Consider the following 18188-nt stretch of genomic DNA (forward strand, 5'->3'; position numbering starts at 1 on the left):
GGGAGGCTGCTGTGACCGGCCAGGACCCGTATCTGATCATCTCCTCCGACTGCCACGCCGGGCTGCCCACCGAGCAGTACCGGCCCTACCTGGAGTCCCGCTTCCACCGGGACTTCGACGAGTTCCTCGCGGGCCGCGACCGGCGCCGCGAGGAGATGACCCGGCTCGGCATCCGCAACGAGGCGTTCGCGACCAAGTGGTTCCACGACAACGAGGAAGGCCTGCGCGGCGGCTGGGACGCGGCCCAGCGCCTGAAGGAGCTGGACGGGGACGGTGTGGCCGCCGAAGTCGTGTTCCCGGACGCCGACGCCGTGGACAGCCGGACCGCCGCCCCCTTCGGCGTGGGCCTCGGCCTCTCCGGCGACCACGATCCGGAGCTGGGCATGGCGGGCGCCCAGGCACACAACCGCTGGCTCGCGGACTTCGTCTCGGAGCACCCCGAACGGCACTGCGGGGTCGCCCTGCTGCCCGTCACGGCCCCCGTCCAGCGGGTCGTCGCCGAGATCCACCGGGCCCGGGAGTCCGGCCTCGGCGCCCTGATGATCCCCGCCATGTGGGCGGACCGCGAGCCGTACCACGACCGCCGTTACGACCCGGTGTGGGCGGCCGCCGCCGAGTGCGGGATGCCGGTGCTCACCCACTCCGGCGCGGCCCCGCGCGAGGAGTACGGCGACCACCTCGGCATCTACGTGAGCGAAGTGACCTGGTGGCCGGCCCGGCCGCTGTGGTTCCTGCTCTGGTCCGGTGTCTTCGAACGCCATCCCGGACTGCGGTTCGGGGTCGCCGAGTCGGGCTGCTGGTGGCTGCCGAACCTGCTGTGGTTCATGGACCGCCTCTACCTCGGCGCGCACGGCGGCAAGAAGCTCTCCCCGTTCCAGGAGCTGAAGCGCCCGCCGCACGAGTACCTCGACCGGCAGGTCTTCATCTGCGCCACCAACACCAAGCGGCGCGAGCTGGCGCAGCGGTACGAGATCGGCGTCGACAACATCCTCTGGGGCAGCGACTTCCCGCATCCCGAGGGCACCTGGCCCGACACGCGCGCGTGGCTGCGGCGCACCTTCCACGACATCCCGGTGAGCGAGACGCGCCGCATGCTCGGGCTGGCGGCGGCCGAGGCCTTCGGTTTCGACGTGCGCACGCTGACGCCGCTGGCCGAGCGCATCGGTCCCACCCCCGCCGACCTCGGCCAGCCGGCCGACCAGAGGGCCGTCGAGGCGTCCTGGGCGCGCTCGCGCGAGGTGGGCAGGCACTGGCTGACCGACCACGACTTCCCGATGCTGGGGGTGACGCAGTGAGCGACCGGTACACGGTGATCTCCGCCGACTGCCATGCGGGGGCCGATCTCCTCGACTACAAGCCGTACCTGGAGAAGCGCCACCACGACGACTTCGACGTCTGGGCGGCCACCTACGTCAACCCCCACGAGGATCTGCTCGCCGACTCGGCCGACCGGAACTGGAACTCCGAACGGCGCCTCGCCGACCTGGAGGCGGACGGGATCGTCGCGGAGGTGATCTTCCCGAACACCATCCCGCCGTTCTTCCCGTCCAGCTCCCTGATGGCGCCGGCCCCGACCGCCGGGGACCTCGAGCTCCGCTGGGCCGGCCTGCGCGCCCACAACCGCTGGCTGGCGGACTTCTGCGCGGCCGCGCCCGGCCGCCGGGCCGGCGTCTTCCAGATCCTCCTGGGCGACGTCGACGAGGCGGTCAAGGAGATCAGGCGGGCCGCGTCGGCGGGCCTCAGGGGAGGCCTGATGCTGCCCGGCACCCCGCCCGGCTCCGGCCTGCCCGAGCTGTACTCGCGCGCGTACGACCCGATCTGGGCCGTCTGCGCGGAACTCGGCGTCCCCGTCAACCACCACGCGGGCTCCGCCTCCCCACCGCTCGGCGACGAACCCGCCGCCCGCGCGGTCTTCATGGTCGAGACGACCTGGTTCTCCCACCGCGCCCTGTGGCACCTGGTCTTCGGCGGGATCTTCCGCCGCCACCCCGGACTGCGGCTGGTCCTCACCGAGCAGGGCTCCGGCTGGATCCCCGGAGTCCTCGACATGCTGGACTACTACCACGGCCGTCTGGTCGCGGCCGCTACGAAGACCGGCACCGCCGAGGCCAGGTTCGGCGTGGGCCTGGCCGAGAGCATGGGTGACTCGCCGTCCCGGGTCTGGCGCGAGCACTGCTTCGTCGGCGCCAGCTTCATGCGGCCGCACGAGGTTCCGCTGCGCGACCGCATCGGCATCGACAAGATCATGTGGGGCAGCGACTACCCGCACGACGAGGGCACCTACCCGTACACCCGCGAGGGCCTGCGGTTCGCCTACGCCGGCGTCCCGCGCGCGGAGCTCGCGGCCATGCTCGGCGGCAACGCGGCCCGCGTCTACGGCTTCGACCTGGACCTCCTGGACCCCATCGCGGCGAAGGTGGGCCCGACGGTGGCGGAGATCGCCGAACCACTGGAGGAGCCGCCGGCGGACGCGACGAGCCCGGTGTTCGCGCGGGGAGCGTCGGTGCGGGTGTGGTGAGGGGCGGGGGTGTCGGCGGGAGTCGGGCGACGCCCGGGGTGCGATCCTCCGTCCTGTGACGGAACCAACCCATGACGAGGCCCATGGAGGAGCGCTCGGCTCCCGGCTGAACTGGCTGCGTGCGGCCGTGCTGGGCGCGAACGACGGCATCGTCTCCACCGCGGGCCTCGTCGTCGGCGTGGCCGGCGCGACCCAGGACCGGGCCGCCCTGCTCACCGCCGGCCTCGCCGGGCTGCTCGCCGGATCGATGTCCATGGCGGCCGGGGAGTACGTCTCCGTCTCCACCCAGCGCGACTCCGAGGTGGCCGCGTTGGCCATGGAGAAACGGGAGCTCAAGGAGCAGCCGGCGGCCGAACTGGAGGAGCTGACCGAATTGCTCCAGGACCGCGGCCTGTCCCGGGACGTGGCCCGGGAGGCCGCCGAACAGCTCACCGCGCGGGACGCACTGAAGGCACACGCGCGCGTGGAACTGGGCATCGACCCGGACGAGCTGACCAACCCCTGGCACGCGGCCTGGGCGAGCTTCGTGGCCTTCACCGCGGGCGCGCTGCTGCCCCTGCTGGCCATGGTGCTGCCCCCGGCCGGCCTGCGGCTGCCGGTGACCGTGGGGTCCGTGCTCGCCGCGCTCGTCCTCACCGGGTGGAGCAGCGCCCGGCTGGGCGCGGCCGGCCCGAAGCGCGCGATGCTGCGGAACGTGGTCGGCGGGGCGCTCGCCATGGGGGTGACGTACGCGGCGGGGAGCCTGCTCGGAGCGGCGGGCGTGTAGCGCGGCTGCCGCGCCGTACCGCCTGGTCCGGGGCACCCTCGGCGAGCGGCCCGCGGCGGCCGGGGCGTACGGTGAAGTGCGCTCGACCACCCCCTGGGCGCAACCGCACGCACCCCGCACGAGAAGGATCCTCGCCATGCGCGCCACCACCATCCACGCCCCCTACGACATGCGCGTGGAGGACGTGCCCGAGCCCGTGGTGCAGCTGCCCACCGACGCCGTGGTGCGGGTGCTGCGCGCCTGCATCTGCGGCAGCGACCTGTGGGCCTACCGGGGCGAGGCGGCCCGGCAGCCGGGACAGCGCATCGGGCACGAGTTCCTCGGCGTCGTCGAGGAGACCGGTTCCGAGGTGTCCACCGTCCGGCGCGGCGACCTGGTGGTCGCGCCCTTCATGTGGTCCGACGGCGTCTGCGACTACTGCCGCGAGGGCCTGACGACATCCTGCGAGCACGGCGGCTTCTGGGGCTCCGTCGGCTACGACGGCGGCCAGGGCGAGGCCGTACGCGTGCCGTTCGCCGACGGCACCCTCGTCCAACTGCCCAAGGAGGCGGCCTCCGACGACCATCTGCTGACCGCCCTGCTCACCCTCTCCGACGTGCTCGGCACCGGCCACCACGCCGCCCTCGGCGCGGGTGCCCGGCCGGGCGCCACGGTCGCCGTGGTCGGCGACGGCGCGGTGGGCCTGTGCGCGGTGCTGGCCGCCAAGCGGCTGGGCGCCGAGCGGATCATCGCGCTCGGCCGCCACGAGGTCCGCACCGACATCGCGCGCCGCTTCGGCGCCACCGACGTCGTGGCCGAGCGCGGGGACGCGGCCGTCGAGGCCGTCCGCGAACTCACCCGCGGCCAGGGTGCGCACGCCGTCGTCGAGGCGGTCGGCACCGAGCAGTCCATGCGGACGGCCGTGAACATCACCCGCGACGGCGGCGCGATCGGGTTCGTGGGCGTGCCCCACGGCAGCGGCACCGGCCTGGACCTCGGCGTCATGTTCGACCGGAACATCGCCCTGCGCGGCGGTGTCGCGCCGGTCCGCGCCTACATCCCCGACCTGCTGCCCGACGTCCTCGACGGCACGATCGACCCCTCGCCGGTCTTCGACATGACCGTCGGCATCGAGGACGTCCCCGACGGCTACAAGGCGATGGACGAGCGCACCGCCCTCAAGGTGCTCGTCACCAACGGCTAGGACCAGCGGATCGGCAGCGGCAGCGCCGTGAGCAGACCCGAGACCGCCACCACGGCGCCGAGGGCGATCACTTCGGCCCGCGCGGGGGCGTAGGCGGTCAGCGGGTCGGCCGCCCGGCTCAGCCGGATCCGCGCCCACAGGGCGAGTACGGCGACGACGGCGACCAGGATCACCTTGGCCAGCAGGGTGCGTCCGTACGCCGTCGTCGTCAGCTGGTCCAGAAGCGTCGCCGCCGGCATGCGCCGCAGCGAACTCCACACCCCGGTCGCGGTCAGGGCCGCGAGCAGAACGGCGGCCACGCGCGCATAGAGCCCCAGCAGTGCCGCCCCGGCCGCGTGGCCGTGCCACGGCCCGATGGTCCGCAGCACGTGCAGCAGGCCGCCCACCCACAGCGCCGCGCAAGTCAGGTGCACCAGCGTCAGACCCGAGCCGATCAGTGGATTCTGCTCGGCCGTGGGATGTGCGCGCAGCGCCTCGGCGACCACCACGGCGGCCAGCGGCCACACCTGCGCCGCCGGGCGGCGTGCGAACGCGCACAGCGCCGCCAGCAGGAAGGCGTTGACCTCCAGCAGGGCCAGCTTGCCGTCGCGGGAGTCGTACAGGCCGGCCGCATCCATCTGGCCGAGGCTGTGCGGGACCAGGTTGCCGGTGGACACCACCGAGGCGAGGGCGAGCGCGGCCAGAAAGCCCACACCGGTCGCCAACGGGGCCCAGCTGCGCGGCCGTTCAGACGGGGCACCCGGAAGGCGCCGGGCGAGCCGGAGCACGAACAGCTCGCCGAGCGGCACGCACAGCGCGGCGAACAGCACCCCGCGCAGGAGCGCTATCCCGCCCACCCCTGGGGCGGCGGCCTCCCCGGTGCCGTCCAGCGCGGCGGACGGCCCGAGCAGCGGGACCAGGGCGGCCTCGGTCACCAGGACCAGGACGGCGACGGCCCGGACGGTGGCGGACCGTCGGGCCGGGCCGTCCGCGTCGGCAGCCCCGGCAGTCGGTCGTATCAAGGTCACCCCGAGATCCTCACCAGCCGTGGCAGAAGCGGGCAAGTCCAGGAAAACAACCGGCGCCACGGCATTCCACCCATACGTACGTTTCCGGCCGCCCGCGCGCTCATCACCAGGAGGCCGGGTCCGAACCCCACGGCACCGGAGGCTGGGCCCAGTCGGCGGGCCCGCCCGCGAAGGACACCGGAGGCAGGGCGTACCGCAGCCGGCCGAGGAGGCTGTCCCGCTCGGCCAGCCAGGCGTCGGGCCCCTCGTACGACGCACCGCCCTCGGCCGGGCCTGGCCGGATCCCGTCGGTCAGCCAGAGCGCGGTCCGGGCGAGCGCCAGCCGGACGAGCCGGCCGCCTCCGTCGTACGACTGCTCGGTCAGCGCCCGCAGCACGGCCCCCGCCAGCAGATACCCGGTGCCGTGGTCCAGTGCCTGGGCGGGCAGCGCGCCGGGCTCTTGCGCCGAGCCCTCGGTCACCGCGATGCCGGTCGCGACCTGCACGAGGCTGTCGAAGCCGCGCCGCCCGCCCCAGGGGCCGTACGCGCCCCACGCCGACACCTGCGCCACGACCAGCCCCGGCCGCCGCTCGGCCAGCGCCTGCGGAGAGATCCCGAACCGGTCCAGGGCACCCGGCCGGTAGCCGGTGACCACGACGTCCGCCGAGGCCAGCAGCTCCTCGAAGGTGTCCCGGTCGGTGCCGAGGCCGAGGGTCGCCGACCGCTTCCCGATGCCCGTGTCGGCGTGCTGGTCGGCGAGTTCGGGCAGCTGCGGGGCGTCCACGCGCAGTACGTCCGCGCCGAGCAGGGCCAGCGTCCGGGTGGCGACCGGCCCGGCCAGCACCCGGGTCAGGTCGAGGATTCGGAGACCGGCGGCGGGCAGCAGGGGAGCGGCGGCCGGATCGAGCGGCGGGAGCACGCGCGCGCGTGCCGAGCCGAGTCGCTCGCGTTCGACCAGGGGGCGGGCGGCCAGCACGGCGGCCTGCTCGTGCGCCGACCACTCCTTCGGGGAGCGCAGGGCCACGGCGAGACCGCCGCCGCCGTACACCGTCTCCTCCACTTCCAGGGCGGTGCGTTCGGCGATCAGGGCGGCCACCTCCGCGACCGGGGCGTCCGCCGGCAGGCCCAGCGCGCGGAGCAACCGGGCGCGGTGGTGCGGGTAGTTGGCGTGGGTGCGCACCCAGCCGTCGGCCGTCCGCCAGAACCGCGACAGCGGCGCGAAGGCGACCGGTGCGCGCCCGTCGACCCGCAGCAGCCGCTCACTGTGGAAGGCGGCGGCGACCGCACCGTCGTCCACCCCGACCGCCGGCACCTCGTCTAGCCCGGCCCGCCGAGCCGCCAGTTCGGCGCCGGCCAGCGCGCACGCGCCGACGCACGCGCGCGCCAGCTGCCGGACGGGAAGGCGTGCCGCAAGCACGCCCTCCCGCAGCACGGGGGTGACTCGTTCGGCCAGGACGGGATCGCCGCCCAGGGCCGACCATGCGTACTTGATTGCAGTCATGACTGCACTATGCAGTATTGATTGAATCAATATACGGAGGAATGCGTCTCCACCTGTCTATGTGGACACGCCCACCCGTCCACGTAGACACCGCTGCCCGTCTAGTTGGTCACCGCGGCCAGCGCGTCAGCCATGCCCCAGCCGTGGAAACCGTTGTAGTTCTTCGAGCCCTCGCACACCGCGTCGACCTTGCCGTCCCCGTCGATGTCGTACGGATCCGTGCACGGCGTGGCGTTCGCCTCGGCGTACAGCAGAGCCTTCACCAGGGCGGCGGGGGCGTGCGGATGGGTTGACTTGATCAATGCGGCAACGCCGACGACATGCGGCGTCGCCATCGACGTGCCGGCCATGTAGCCCCACTTGCCACCCGGCAGCGGGCCCAGGATGAGACCGCTGGTCGCCGGGGGCTCCGGCTTCTGGTAGGCCGTCGAGTCGCCGCCGGGAGCGGCGATGTCGATCACCCCGCGGCCGTAGTTGGAGAAGGACGACTTCAGGCCCTTCGCCCCGGTCGCCGCCACGGTCACCACACCCGGCAGCTGGGTCGGGATGTCGTAGCACTCGTGCGGGTCGATCACCCGGTCCGACGGGGTGCCGTCGTTCGGGGAGACCGGGTCGGTGATCGAGTCGGACGCGAGGTCGTAACTCTCGTTGCCCGCCGCCGCGACGTTGACCGTGCCCTTCTTCTCCGCGTACCGCGAAGCCCGGGTGATGGCGTCGACGAGGGCCTTCTGGTCAGGGTCGGTCGAGCAGTTGAAGTACCACGGGTCGGTGTAATAGCTGTTGTTGGTCACGTCGACGTGGTGCTCGGCCGCCCACATGAAGCCGCAGACCACGGCCTCCGTGTAGAAGTACCCGTCCGGGTTGGCGACCTTGATGCCCGCCACTTTGACGCCCGGTGCCACACCCGTGACGCCCACGCCGTTCTTCGCGGCCGCGATCTCGCCCGCCACATGCGTGCCGTGCGGGCTCTCCGACGCGCTCGGCCGCCAGGCTCCGTCCGTCGTGTCCGGCTTGCCCGACACACAGTTCGCGGAGGCGTCACGGTCGAAGTTGGGCGCGATGTCCGGGTGGGTGTCGTCGACGCCCGTGTCGATGACGGCGACCGTCACCTTCGGGCTGCCCAGGGTCTTCTCGTGCGCCTTGTCCGCCTTGATGGCCGGCAGGTCCCACTGGAGCGGCTCCAGCGGATCCTGCCCGTCGGCCGCCTTCGCGTCGGCGACCTCCTCGGCGCTCAGCACCTTCGGCGTGCCGACGTCGGTGGTGGACTGGGCGGGCAGCGGAGCGTTGCGCGTGGCACCGGCCGAGTCGACCCCGCGCACCGTGCGGATCTGCTTGGCGAAGTCCGGGTTCGAGGAGTGGACGACGATCACGCCGATCCGGTCGTACGTGGTCACCACCGAGCCGCCGGCCTCGGCGACGGCCTTCCGTACATGGGCCGGAACGCCGTGTCCGGGGCGGACGTTGACGACATAGCTGAGCGAGGGACCGTCGGTGGCCGCCGTGCTCGTGGTGCTCGTGGCGTCGGCCGCGGACGCCGTGACGTCGGGCAGGAACGCGAGGGCCGTGGCCATGGCCATCCCGACCGGGATCGCCATGGCACGGCGGTAGCGCGACTGGGGCGCTGTCATGTGTCTGTCTCTCCAGTTCGTTCGCGGTACGAGCGGGTCGTGCGGGAAGCCGTGCCGAGGGCGTCTACCGGACCGCGCGCAGCGCGTCGACGACCCCGAAGCCGTAGAAGCCGTTGACGTGCCGGCCGCCGACGCAGGTCGCGTCCACGACCCCGTCGCCGTTCCCGTCGTAGGGTTCGGTCGGGCAGCCCGGGTTGTCCGCCTGGGCCTTCAGGAGGGCCTGCAGCTGGGCGGGGGAGGCGTGCCGGTGGGCCGACTTCAGCAGCGCGGCCACCGCGGCCACGTGCGGGGACGCCATCGACGTGCCCTGCAGGAAGCCGTACTGGTCGTTCGGCAGCGTGGACAGGATGCGGCCGTCCTTCGACGGTGTGTCCGGGATCTGGTACTTGTCGCCGCCCGGCCCCGCCACGTCCACGACGCCCCTGCCGTAGCTGGAGTAGTACGACTTGGCGCCCTTGACGCCCACCGCGCTCACGGTCACCACGCCGGGCAGCTGGGTCGGCACGTCGAAGCACTCGTGCGGGTCGACCGTCCGGGGCACGGGGGTGGCGTCGTCGGGGCTGGAGTCGTCCACCAGGGCGTGCGAGTCGAGGTCGTCGTTGGAGTTGCCGGCCGAGGCCACATTGAGCGTGCCCTTGCGCTGTGCGTACAGCTGGGCCCTGTTGACCGCGTCAACGATGGCACGTTGATCGGGATCGTCCATGCAGTTGTACAGCCACGGATCAACGTAGTAGCTGTTGTTGGTGACCTCGATGCCGTGGTCGGCCGCGAACACGAAGGCGCAGACCACGCTTTCGGGGTAGAACAGCGAGTTCGCGTCCGGCTGGGCCACGGTGATGCTCGCGACCTTCACTCCGGGTGCCACACCCGCCACGCCCGTCCCGTTGCGGGCCGCGGCTATCTCGCCCGCCACATGCGTGCCGTGGTAGTGGTCGGCATCCACCGGCCGCCAGGCGCCGTACGTCGTGTCCGCCCTGCCGCTCACACAGTTCGCCGACTGCGACGCGGAGAAGTTCGGGGCGATGTCCGGGTGGGTGTCGTCTACGCCGGTGTCGATCACCCCGACGGTCACGCTCCTGCTGCCCGGGTTGATCTTCGCGGCCTTGTCGGCGCCGATCGCCCGCAGATCCCACTGGTCCGCCTCGAGGGGCTCCTGGCCCGCTGCCGCGCTCCTGGCGATCTTCGCGGCCTCCGTCTTCGACAGGACCTGCACCCCGCCCTCGTCCGTCGTCCCGGCCGCGGTCAGCGGAGCGGTACGCGTGGCACCCGCCGACTGCACACCGCGTACGGCACGCATCAGCCGGCCGAAGTCGGGATTCGCGGAGTGTGCGACGATCACGCCGATCCGGTCGTAACTCTCCACGACGGTACCGCCGTTGCGGGTGATCGCCTGTCGCACCGAAGCGATCGTGCGGTGGTCCGTCCTGGTGTTGACGACATAAGCGAGGTCGACACCGTCCGCCGCCCGCGCCGTCGTGGCCGCCGGGACCGCCGCCGAGGCCGCCGTCGGCAGAAAACCGAGCGAGGCGGTCAGCGACAGCACGACCGGCACGGCGAGCGCGAGCCGGCGTCTGGAGCGCAGATGAGCCATGGGATCTCCACATCATCCGGATACAAAACCGCCCGAGACACAGGTGGTGCTCGGGCAGGTACATGACGGGTGGTGCAGGGCGAAGCTATCTCCACAGACTGATCTCCGAAAGAGCCAGGCGTACTTGAACCACTGCGTGCGTGGCGCCGTGACCGTGGACGAAGGGCCCATCAGGATCGTGGCCCGCCGGGATGACACTTGGGAGTCGATCAGTGACTCCCGGTAATGTGATCCCCGTCCTGTGAGGTCAGAAAGCGCATGTCCGTGACGCGAGGAGACTCCGTGGCTACCGAGACACCGCCCCCCGCGAGGCCCCAGGCCTCCCTTCCCTCCACCGAGGAGTTCGTCGAGGAGCAGCAGAGCGCGGAGTTCGGTGAACTGCGCCGCTCCTACCGCTCCTTCGCCTTCCCCCTGACCGTCGCCTTCATCGCCTGGTACCTGCTGTACGTCCTGCTCTCCAACTACGCGGGCGACTTCATGGGCACCAAGGTGGCCGGCAACATCAACGTGGCCCTCGTCCTGGGCCTCGCCCAGTTCCTCACCACGTTCCTCATCGCCTGGTGGTACGCGCGGCACGCCGCGGCCAAGCTCGACCCCAAGGCCGAAGCCATCAAGACCCGGATGGAGGGCGGCGCATGACCCCCGCGCAGCACACCCTGCTGGCCGCCGGCGAGGCGAGCCAGCACCGGCCGCTGATCATCACCCTGTTCTCGGTGTTCGTCGCCGCCACCCTCGTCATCACCGTCTGGGCGGGCCGGCAGACCAAGGACGCCGCCGACTTCTACGCCGGCGGCCGCCAGTTCACCGGCTTCCAGAACGGCCTCGCCGTCTCCGGCGACTACATGTCCGCCGCGTCCTTCCTCGGCATCGCCGGCGCCATCGCCCTCTTCGGCTACGACGGTTTCCTCTACTCCATCGGCTTCCTCGTCGCCTGGCTCGTCGCCCTGCTCCTGGTCGCCGAACCGCTGCGCAACTCCGGCCGCTACACGATGGGCGACGTCCTGGCCTACCGGATGCGGCAGCGGCCCGTCCGTACGGCCGCCGGCACGTCCACGATCGTCGTCTCGATCTTCTACCTGCTCGCCCAGATGGCCGGCGCGGGCGTCCTGGTCTCCCTGCTCCTGGGCATCACCAGCGACGCCGGCAAGATCGGCATCGTCGCCCTGGTCGGCGTGCTGATGATCGTGTACGTGACGATCGGCGGCATGAAGGGCACCACCTGGGTCCAGATGGTCAAGGCGGTGCTGCTGATCGTGGGCGCCCTGCTGCTGACCTTCCTGGTCCTGCTGAAGTTCAACTTCAACATCTCGGACCTGCTCGGCAAGGCCGCCGACAGCAGCGGCAAGGGCTCCGCGTTCCTCGAGCCCGGCCTGAAGTACGGCGCCACCGGCACCACCAAGCTGGACTTCATCTCGCTCGGCATCGCCCTGGTCCTCGGCACCGCCGGCCTGCCCCACATCCTGATCCGCTTCTACACGGTCCCGACCGCCAAGGCCGCCCGCAAGTCCGTGATCTGGGCAATCGGTCTGATCGGCGCCTTCTACCTGATGACCCTCGCCCTCGGCTTCGGCGCGGCCGCGCTGATCAAACCGGACGAGATCATCGCCTCCAACAAGGCCGGCAACACCGCGGCACCCCTGCTCGCCCTCCATCTCGGTGGAGTGGACTCCACCTGGGGCGCGATCCTGCTGGCGACCATCTCCGCGGTCGCCTTCGCCACGATCCTCGCGGTCGTCGCGGGCCTGACCCTGGCCTCGTCCTCCTCCTTCGCCCACGACATCTACGCCAACGTCATCAAGAAGGGGCAGGCCACCGAGAAGCAGGAGATCAACGCGGCCCGCTACGCGACCGTCGGCATCGGCGCGGTCTCGATCCTCCTGGGCGCTCTCTCCCGCGACCTGAACGTGGCCGGACTGGTCGCCCTCGCCTTCGCGGTCGCCGCCTCCGCCAACCTGCCGACCATCCTCTACAGCCTGTTCTGGAGGCGGTTCACCACCTCGGGCGCCCTGTGGTCGATCTACGGCGGCCTGGTCACCGCGGTCGGTCTGGTGCTGTTCTCCCCGGTGGTCTCCGGCAAGCCGACCTCGATGTTCCCCGAGGTCGACTTCCACTGGTTCCCGCTGGAGAACCCGGGCATCATCTCGATCCCCGTCGGCTTCCTGCTGGGTGCCGTGGGCACCCTGCTGTCGAAGGAGGTGCCGGACGCCGGCAAGTACGCGGAGCTGGAGGTGAGGTCCCTGACCGGGACCGGAGCCCACTGAGGTTCGCACGGACGGCCGCGTCGTCCAGGACTGTACGGTCCTACGACGCGGCCGCGTCCCACCTCGTAAGATCGGGCCGCTGTCGATGACAGTGCTGTCACGTAGGCTCGCAGGTGACGGAAGATTTGTACTCCGGATCGAGGGAGGGGGCCCACGTGCTCATCGACACCTACGGCCGAGTGGCCACCGACCTGAGGGTCTCGCTGACCGACCGGTGCAATCTGCGCTGTACCTACTGCATGCCCGAGGAGGGCCTGCAGTGGCTGGCCAAGCCCGACCTGCTCACGGACGACGAGATCGTCCGCCTGGTCGACATCGCGGTCCGCCTGCTCGGCATCGAGGAGGTCCGCTTCACGGGCGGCGAGCCCCTGCTGCGCCCCGGCCTGGTCGGCATCGTCGAGCGCGTCGCGGCTCTCGCCCCCCGCCCGCAGATGTCCCTCACCACGAACGGCATCGGCCTCAAGCGCACCGCGTCCGCCCTGAAGGCGGCGGGCCTGGACCGGGTCAACGTCTCCCTGGACACCCTCCGCCCGGACGTCTTCAAGACTCTCACCCGGCGCGACCGCCACAAGGACGTCCTGGAGGGCCTCGACGCCGCCCGCGACGCCGGCCTCACCCCGGTCAAGGTCAACTCGGTCCTGATGCCGGGCCTCAACAGTGACGAGGCCCCGGACCTGCTGGCCTGGGCGCTGGAGCACGAGTACGAGCTGCGTTTCATCGAGCAGATGCCCCTCGATGCCCAGCACGGCTGGAAGCGCGATGGCATGGTCACCGCCGGGGACATCCTGGCCTCCCTGCGCACCCGCTTCGACCTCACCCCCGAGGGCGCGGACGAGCGCGGCTCGGCACCGGCGGAGCGCTGGCTGGTGAACGGCGGTCCGCAGCGGGTCGGCGTGATCGCCTCGGTCACCCGCCCGTTCTGCGCGGCCTGCGACCGTACCCGGCTCACCGCCGACGGTCAGATACGAACGTGCCTGTTCGCCACGGAGGAGACGGACCTGCGGGCCGCGCTGCGCTCCGACGCCCCCGACGAGGAGATCGCCCGCATCTGGCGCCTGGCGATGTGGGGGAAGAAGGCGGGTGCGGGCCTGGACGATCCCTCGTTCGTGCAGCCGGACCGCCCGATGTCGGCGATCGGCGGTTAGGGACTGTCCGGCGGATCATGCCGGAATCGCGGGGCCTGGGGCGCCCTCCCCCACTGCCTCAAGGGCGTGGGGGTACCCCCCGCGGCGTTGTCGTCGGTTGCCGACGCTCCGCGTCGACGCCCTCCTCCGCCTTGCAGCTGGACGCCCCAGGCCCCGCTCACCTGTGCTGATGGGGCACCGTTGCCTGGAGCCGGCCTGACCGGCGGATCAGGACGCCTCGGGCGCTTCCCAGTCCTCGAACTTCACCACGTCCTTCAGGAAGCCCCGGACCCCGAGGAACTGCGAGAGATGCTCGCGATGCTCCTCGCAGGCGAGCCATGTCTTCCGCCGCTCCGGCGTGTGAAGCTTCGGGTTGTTCCACGCCAGCACCCACACGGCATCGGCACGGCAGCCCTTGGCGGAACAGATAGGCGTGTCACTCACAGGTTCGTCTCACAGAACGGGTGCAAACAAGGCGACGCCGAGCAGCCACGGGGGGAGCTGCCCGGCGTCGGTCTGTCGCTCCGACGGGGGATGCGGAGCGCGTACGCAGTATGTCACGGGTCACCCTTCGCCCGGCACTGGAACTGCACGATTGATCTGAGCTTTTCTTGAGCTTGACGCGGCGTCCACACCCCTGGCCTCCGCGTCCCCCGTGGTCACGCCCTTTCGGGCCGCTCACCGCGCGCTCCCGCCGTCGGATCCGCCGCCCCCGTCCTCCGGAACGGAACCAGTCCGCCCGGTTTCCTTCTCCGCGCGCGGCGGCGCGATCATCGGCCGTGTCGGGGCGGCGACGAAGGTCGACGGAAGAGAGGGCGGCCGCTCCCGGCCCGCGTTCGCGATCACCACGGCGACATAGGGGAGGAGCGCACCGAGCACCAGCGCCACGACGGCGACATGGCGCTCGACGTTCCACAGCGTCGCAGCGAGGATCACCGAAGCGGTGCGGACCGTCATCGAGATGATGTACCGACGCTGCCGGCCCCGGATGTCCTCGGCCAGGCCGGTCCGGGCACCGGTGATCCGGAACACCTGGACGCTGCCGCCGTGCTGTTTCCGCATCACATTCCACCATCCGCCCGCATCGGACTCTCCCGGCCCGCACCTGCGTCCGCGCCCGACGGGGAACCGGACCAGGACACCTCCACGTTACGCCGCACCTCCACCGCCCACGAGACCGGGTCGCCTCCCGCCCGCGCGAACGTCTTCGGCCGTGCCGCGTACGGGTGTACCCGACATGCGCCGTACGGCGGACGGACCGAGACTGACCGTAATGCTCACGTCGAGCCGTACTAGGAGGCAGCCATGGGCTGGTTGTGGGCGATCATCGTGGGATTCGTGCTGGGCCTCATCGCGAAGGCGCTCATCCCGGGCAAGCAGCACAGCCCCCTCTGGCTGACCACCATCTGCGGCATGCTGGGCGCCATCGCCGGCAACGCCATCGCCGGCGCTTTCGGCGTCGCGGAGACCCGCGGCATCGACTGGAGCCGTCACGCCTTCCAGCTCGTCGCCGCGATCATCATCGTATTCCTCGTGGACATGCTCTACATGGCGACACTGGGCAAGAAGAAACAGCAGGTCTGACGGCAGACGCGGCAAAGGGCGGCCCCCGCATCGGGGACCGCCCTTCGGCCTTTTCTACGCGCCGGTGACCTCGACGGCCGCCAGGTTCTTCTTGCCCCGGCGCAGCACCAGCCACCGTCCGTGCAGCAGGTCCTCCTTCGCCGGGACAGCGTCCTCGGCGGTGACCTTCCCGTTGTTCACGTAGGCACCGCCCTCCTTGACCGTCCGGCGCGCGGCCGACTTGCTGGCCACCAGGCCGACTTCGGCGAACAGGTCGACCACCGGGCCGAGCTCGGCGACCTGGATGTGCGGCACCTCGGACAGCGCCGCCGCCAGCGTCCGGTCGTCCAGCTCCGTCAGCTCGCCCTGGCCGAACAGAGCCTTGGAGGCGGCGATCACGGCGGCCGTCTGGCCGGCGCCGTGCACGAGCGTCGTCAGCTCCTCGGCGAGCGCGCGCTGCGCGGCACGCGCCTGCGGACGCTCCTCGGTCTGCCGCTCCAGCTCCTCCAGTTCCTCGCGAGACTTGAAGGACAGGATCCGCATGTACTTCGAGATGTCGCGGTCGTCCACGTTCAGCCAGAACTGGTAGAACGCGTACGGCGTCGTCATCTCCGGGTCGAGCCAGACGGCGCCGCCCTCGGTCTTGCCGAACTTGGTGCCGTCCGCCTTGGTCATCAGCGGGGTGGCCAGGGCGTGCACCTCGGCGTCCGGCTCCAGCCGATGGATCAGGTCGAGGCCGGCCGTGAGGTTGCCCCACTGGTCGCTGCCGCCCTGCTGGAGCGTGCAGCCGTACCGCCGGTACAGCTGCAGGAAGTCCATGCCCTGCAGGATCTGGTAGCTGAACTCCGTGTAGCTGATGCCCTGGTCGGACTCCAGGCGGCGGGCCACCGAGTCCTTCGTCAGCATCTTGTTGACGCGGAAGTGCTTGCCGATGTCCCGCAGGAACTCGATCGCGGACAGGCCCGCGGTCCAGTCGAGGTTGTTCACCATGACGGCCGCGTTCTCGCCCTCGAAGGACAGGAACGGCTCGATCTGGCCGCGCAGCTTGCCGACCCAGCCGGCCACCGTCTCCGGGTCGTTCAGCGTGCGCTCGGCGGTGGGCCGCGGGTCACCGATCAGGCCCGTCGCACCGCCGACCAGCGCCAGCGGCCGGTGCCCGGCCTGCTGGAGCCGGCGCACGGTGAGCACCTGCACCAGATGCCCCACGTGCAGCGACGGCGCCGTCGGGTCGAAGCCGCAATAGAACGTGACGGGACCGTCCGCGAGCGCCTTGCGCAGTGCGTCTTCGTCGGTGGACAGGGCGAACAGCCCACGCCACTTCAGCTCGTCGACGATGTCCGTCACGGTTCTCGTGTCTCCTCGGTGATCCTGGGGCAGTCGGGTGACAGCCGACTACGAGGTTATACGCCCTGACTGACAGAGCTCATATTGAAATCGGGGATCCGCAGCGTGGGCATCGCGGCCCGGGTGAACCAGTCGCTCCACTCGCGAGGCAGTGTCTTCTCGGTGCGCCCCGCCTCCGCGGCCCGGCCGAGCAGGTCGACCGGCGACTCGTTGAACCGGAAGTTGTTCACCTGTCCGGTCACCTCCCCGTTCTCCACGAGGTAGACGCCGTCCCGGGTCAGGCCGGTGAGCAGCAGCGTCGCCGGGTCGACCTCGCGGATGTACCACAGGCAGGTCAGCAGGAGCCCGCGTTCGGTGGCCGCGACCATGTCCTCCAGGGAGCGGTCCCGCCCGCCGTCCAGGACCAGGTTGCCGAGCGTCGGGGAGACCGGCAGCCCGGTCAGGCCCGCGCTGTGCCGGGTGGTGGTCAGGCGCTTCAGCACGCCCTCGTCGACCCACTCGGTGGGACGCACCGGCAGCCCGTTGTCGAACACGGACTGGTCGCCGCCGGAGGAGTGGGCCACCACGAAGGGCGCGCACTCAAGGCCCGGCTCGTTCGGGTCGCTGCGCAGGGTCAGCGGCAGCTCGGTCAGCTTCTCGCCGACGCGGGTGCCGCCGCCCGGCCTGGAGAACACCGTCCGGCCCTCGGCCGCGTCCCGGCCCGAGGCCGACCACAGCTGGTAGATCAGCAGGTCCGCGACCGCGGTCGGCGGCAGCAGGGTCTCGTACCGGCCCGCGGGCAGCTCCACGCGCCGCTCGGCCCAGCCGAGCCGTACGGCCAGTTCGGCGTCCAGCGCGCCCGGGTCGACGTCCTTGAAGTCCCGCGTGGACCGGCCCGCCCATGCCGAGCGGGTGCGGTCCGGGGACTTGGCGTTCAGCTCCAGCGTGCCGGTCGGCTGGTCGTGCCTGAGGCGCAGTCCCGTGGACGTGCCCACGTACGTCGACACCAGCTCGTGGTTGGCGAATCCGTACAGCTCACGGCCGCCGGCACGCGCGCGGGCGAAGGCCTCGCCGAGCGCGGGGGCGAAGTCCGCGAAGACGGCGGAGGAGGTCTCGGCGGGCGCGTCCGTGAAGTCCGGGGACTGGGGGACCCCGGTGACCAGCGGCTGGGCGTCCTCGGCGGGCCCGGCTCCGCGTGCCGCGGCCTCGGCGGCCCGCACCAGCGGCTCCAGTTCCCCGGCGGTCACGGCGGACCGCGAGACGACACCGGATGCGGTGCCCTCCTGCCCGTCCACGGTGGCGATCACCGTGAGGCTACGGCCGCGGGTGACACCGTTGGTGGTGAGCGCGTTGCCGGCCCAGCGCAGATTGGCGGTGGAGTGCTCGTCGGCGATGACGACACAGCCGTCGGCCCGGGACAGCGCGAGCGCCCGCTCGACGACCTCGTGCGGCTTGTTCGCCTTGTTGGTGGGCGCACTCATCGACCGGCCTCCTGCGTGGTGTTCAGAATGTTGACGCCCTTGAAGAGGGCGGAGGGGCACCCGTGGGACACGGCGGCGACCTGGCCCGGCTGGGCCTTGCCGCAGTTGAAGGCGCCTCCCAGGACATAGGTCTGCGGACCGCCCACGGCCGCCATCGACCCCCAGAAGTCGGTGGTCGTGGCCTGGTAGGCGACGTCCTTCAGCTGCCCGGTGATCCGGCCGTTCTCGATCTTGAAGAAGCGCTGCCCCGTAAATTGGAAGTT

The 18188-nt window shown here is 71.5% G+C and carries 16 protein-coding genes and 1 pseudogene; 8 read left to right on the top strand and 9 right to left on the bottom strand.

What is annotated here, in order from left to right; all coding sequences use genetic code 11:
- The first annotated feature begins 11 nt into the window (after window positions 1–11).
- From ACIRU3_RS14955 to ACIRU3_RS14970, 4 genes are all read left to right on the top strand, one after another.
- On the top strand, window positions 12–1295 hold the full coding sequence (locus ACIRU3_RS14955) for an amidohydrolase family protein (protein WP_404056136.1): 1284 nt from the start codon (window positions 12–14) through the stop codon (window positions 1293–1295).
- Window positions 1292–2518, top strand: a complete 1227-nt coding sequence (locus tag ACIRU3_RS14960) for an amidohydrolase family protein (protein ID WP_404056138.1) — start codon at window positions 1292–1294, stop codon at window positions 2516–2518. The genes ACIRU3_RS14955 and ACIRU3_RS14960 overlap by 4 nt, the downstream gene beginning before the upstream one ends.
- Before the next feature lie 55 nt (window positions 2519–2573).
- Window positions 2574–3284 carry a VIT family protein gene (locus ACIRU3_RS14965; RefSeq protein ID WP_404056140.1) on the top strand — a complete coding sequence of 237 codons (711 nt, stop codon included), beginning with the start codon at window positions 2574–2576 and terminating at the stop codon, window positions 3282–3284.
- A gap of 136 nt (window positions 3285–3420) precedes the next feature.
- Entirely contained in the window at window positions 3421–4467 is a 1047-nt protein-coding gene (locus ACIRU3_RS14970) for a zinc-dependent alcohol dehydrogenase family protein (protein WP_404056142.1), read from the top strand.
- Here ACIRU3_RS14970 and ACIRU3_RS14975 read toward each other — a convergent pair.
- The 4 genes from ACIRU3_RS14975 to ACIRU3_RS14990 all read right to left on the bottom strand — a co-directional run bounded on the left by ACIRU3_RS14975 (window position 4464) and on the right by ACIRU3_RS14990 (window position 10173).
- A complete protein-coding gene (locus ACIRU3_RS14975; protein WP_404056144.1) occupies window positions 4464–5474 on the bottom strand; it encodes a CopD family protein in 1011 nt (336 codons plus the stop codon). The genes ACIRU3_RS14970 and ACIRU3_RS14975 overlap by 4 nt on opposite strands.
- A gap of 103 nt (window positions 5475–5577) precedes the next feature.
- Window positions 5578–6954 carry a CoA transferase gene (locus tag ACIRU3_RS14980; RefSeq protein ID WP_404056146.1) on the bottom strand — a complete coding sequence of 459 codons (1377 nt, stop codon included), beginning with the start codon at window positions 6952–6954 and terminating at the stop codon, window positions 5578–5580.
- Between the two features lie 101 nt (window positions 6955–7055).
- The gene (locus ACIRU3_RS14985; RefSeq protein ID WP_404056148.1) at window positions 7056–8582 is read right to left on the bottom strand and encodes a S8 family peptidase; all 1527 of its coding nucleotides are present in this window, start codon (window positions 8580–8582) and stop codon (window positions 7056–7058) included.
- A gap of 64 nt (window positions 8583–8646) precedes the next feature.
- Complete coding sequence (locus ACIRU3_RS14990) at window positions 8647–10173, bottom strand: S8 family peptidase (RefSeq protein ID WP_404056150.1); 1527 nt, start codon at window positions 10171–10173, stop codon at window positions 8647–8649.
- Window positions 10174–10455: 282 nt separating this feature from the next.
- Between ACIRU3_RS14990 and ACIRU3_RS14995 the strand changes: the two genes are divergently transcribed.
- The 3 genes from ACIRU3_RS14995 to moaA all read left to right on the top strand — a co-directional run bounded on the left by ACIRU3_RS14995 (window position 10456) and on the right by moaA (window position 13579).
- Window positions 10456–10812: a DUF485 domain-containing protein gene (locus tag ACIRU3_RS14995; RefSeq protein ID WP_404056152.1), complete on the top strand. Its 357-nt coding sequence runs from the start codon at window positions 10456–10458 to the stop codon at window positions 10810–10812.
- Window positions 10809–12434 (top strand): cation acetate symporter, encoded by a 1626-nt coding sequence (locus tag ACIRU3_RS15000; RefSeq protein ID WP_404056154.1) that lies wholly within the window; start codon window positions 10809–10811, stop codon window positions 12432–12434. The genes ACIRU3_RS14995 and ACIRU3_RS15000 overlap by 4 nt, the downstream gene beginning before the upstream one ends.
- A gap of 155 nt (window positions 12435–12589) precedes the next feature.
- Window positions 12590–13579: a GTP 3',8-cyclase MoaA gene (moaA, locus tag ACIRU3_RS15005; protein ID WP_404056156.1), complete on the top strand. Its 990-nt coding sequence runs from the start codon at window positions 12590–12592 to the stop codon at window positions 13577–13579.
- Between the two features lie 207 nt (window positions 13580–13786).
- On the opposite strand, the gene ACIRU3_RS15010 is transcribed toward moaA, so the two are convergent.
- Window positions 13787–14002, bottom strand: a complete 216-nt coding sequence (locus tag ACIRU3_RS15010) for a hypothetical protein (protein ID WP_404056157.1) — start codon at window positions 14000–14002, stop codon at window positions 13787–13789.
- A 234-nt stretch (window positions 14003–14236) separates the two neighbouring features.
- Complete coding sequence (locus ACIRU3_RS15015; protein ID WP_404056159.1) at window positions 14237–14620, bottom strand: DUF3099 domain-containing protein; 384 nt, start codon at window positions 14618–14620, stop codon at window positions 14237–14239.
- A 243-nt stretch (window positions 14621–14863) separates the two neighbouring features.
- On the opposite strand from ACIRU3_RS15015, the gene ACIRU3_RS15020 reads away from it, so the two are divergent.
- Window positions 14864–15142, top strand: coding sequence for a GlsB/YeaQ/YmgE family stress response membrane protein (locus ACIRU3_RS15020; protein WP_404056160.1), 279 nt, complete (start codon window positions 14864–14866; stop codon window positions 15140–15142).
- Window positions 15143–15196: 54 nt separating this feature from the next.
- Here the strand turns inward: ACIRU3_RS15020 and tyrS are convergent, their stop codons facing one another.
- The 3 genes and pseudogenes from tyrS to ACIRU3_RS15035 form a co-directional block, all read right to left on the bottom strand.
- The gene (gene tyrS, locus ACIRU3_RS15025; RefSeq protein ID WP_404056162.1) at window positions 15197–16465 is read right to left on the bottom strand and encodes a tyrosine--tRNA ligase; all 1269 of its coding nucleotides are present in this window, start codon (window positions 16463–16465) and stop codon (window positions 15197–15199) included.
- A gap of 56 nt (window positions 16466–16521) precedes the next feature.
- The gene (locus tag ACIRU3_RS15030; protein ID WP_404056164.1) at window positions 16522–17925 is read right to left on the bottom strand and encodes a metallopeptidase TldD-related protein; all 1404 of its coding nucleotides are present in this window, start codon (window positions 17923–17925) and stop codon (window positions 16522–16524) included.
- Window positions 17922–18188, bottom strand: a pseudogene (locus ACIRU3_RS15035) (metallopeptidase TldD-related protein); the annotation flags it as partial. The gene ACIRU3_RS15030 and the pseudogene ACIRU3_RS15035, both read right to left, overlap by 4 nt.

This window comes from Streptomyces sp. NPDC101151, from assembly GCF_044768335.1.
Taxonomy (GTDB): domain Bacteria; phylum Actinomycetota; class Actinomycetes; order Streptomycetales; family Streptomycetaceae; genus Streptomyces.

What these genes read in the sequence shown, in the direction of transcription:
- ACIRU3_RS14970 (WP_404056142.1), top strand. Translation starts at nt 3,421, where the DNA reads ATGCGCGCCACCACCATCCACGCCCCCTACGACATGCGCGTGGAGGAC.
- ACIRU3_RS14980 (WP_404056146.1), bottom strand. Translation starts at nt 6,954, where the DNA reads ATGACTGCAATCAAGTACGCATGGTCGGCCCTGGGCGGCGATCCCGTC.
- ACIRU3_RS14985 (WP_404056148.1), bottom strand. Translation starts at nt 8,582, where the DNA reads ATGACAGCGCCCCAGTCGCGCTACCGCCGTGCCATGGCGATCCCGGTC.
- ACIRU3_RS14990 (WP_404056150.1), bottom strand. Translation starts at nt 10,173, where the DNA reads ATGGCTCATCTGCGCTCCAGACGCCGGCTCGCGCTCGCCGTGCCGGTC.
- ACIRU3_RS15000 (WP_404056154.1), top strand. Translation starts at nt 10,809, where the DNA reads ATGACCCCCGCGCAGCACACCCTGCTGGCCGCCGGCGAGGCGAGCCAG.
- ACIRU3_RS15015 (WP_404056159.1), bottom strand. Translation starts at nt 14,620, where the DNA reads ATGCGGAAACAGCACGGCGGCAGCGTCCAGGTGTTCCGGATCACCGGT.
- ACIRU3_RS15020 (WP_404056160.1), top strand. Translation starts at nt 14,864, where the DNA reads ATGGGCTGGTTGTGGGCGATCATCGTGGGATTCGTGCTGGGCCTCATC.
- ACIRU3_RS15030 (WP_404056164.1), bottom strand. Translation starts at nt 17,925, where the DNA reads ATGAGTGCGCCCACCAACAAGGCGAACAAGCCGCACGAGGTCGTCGAG.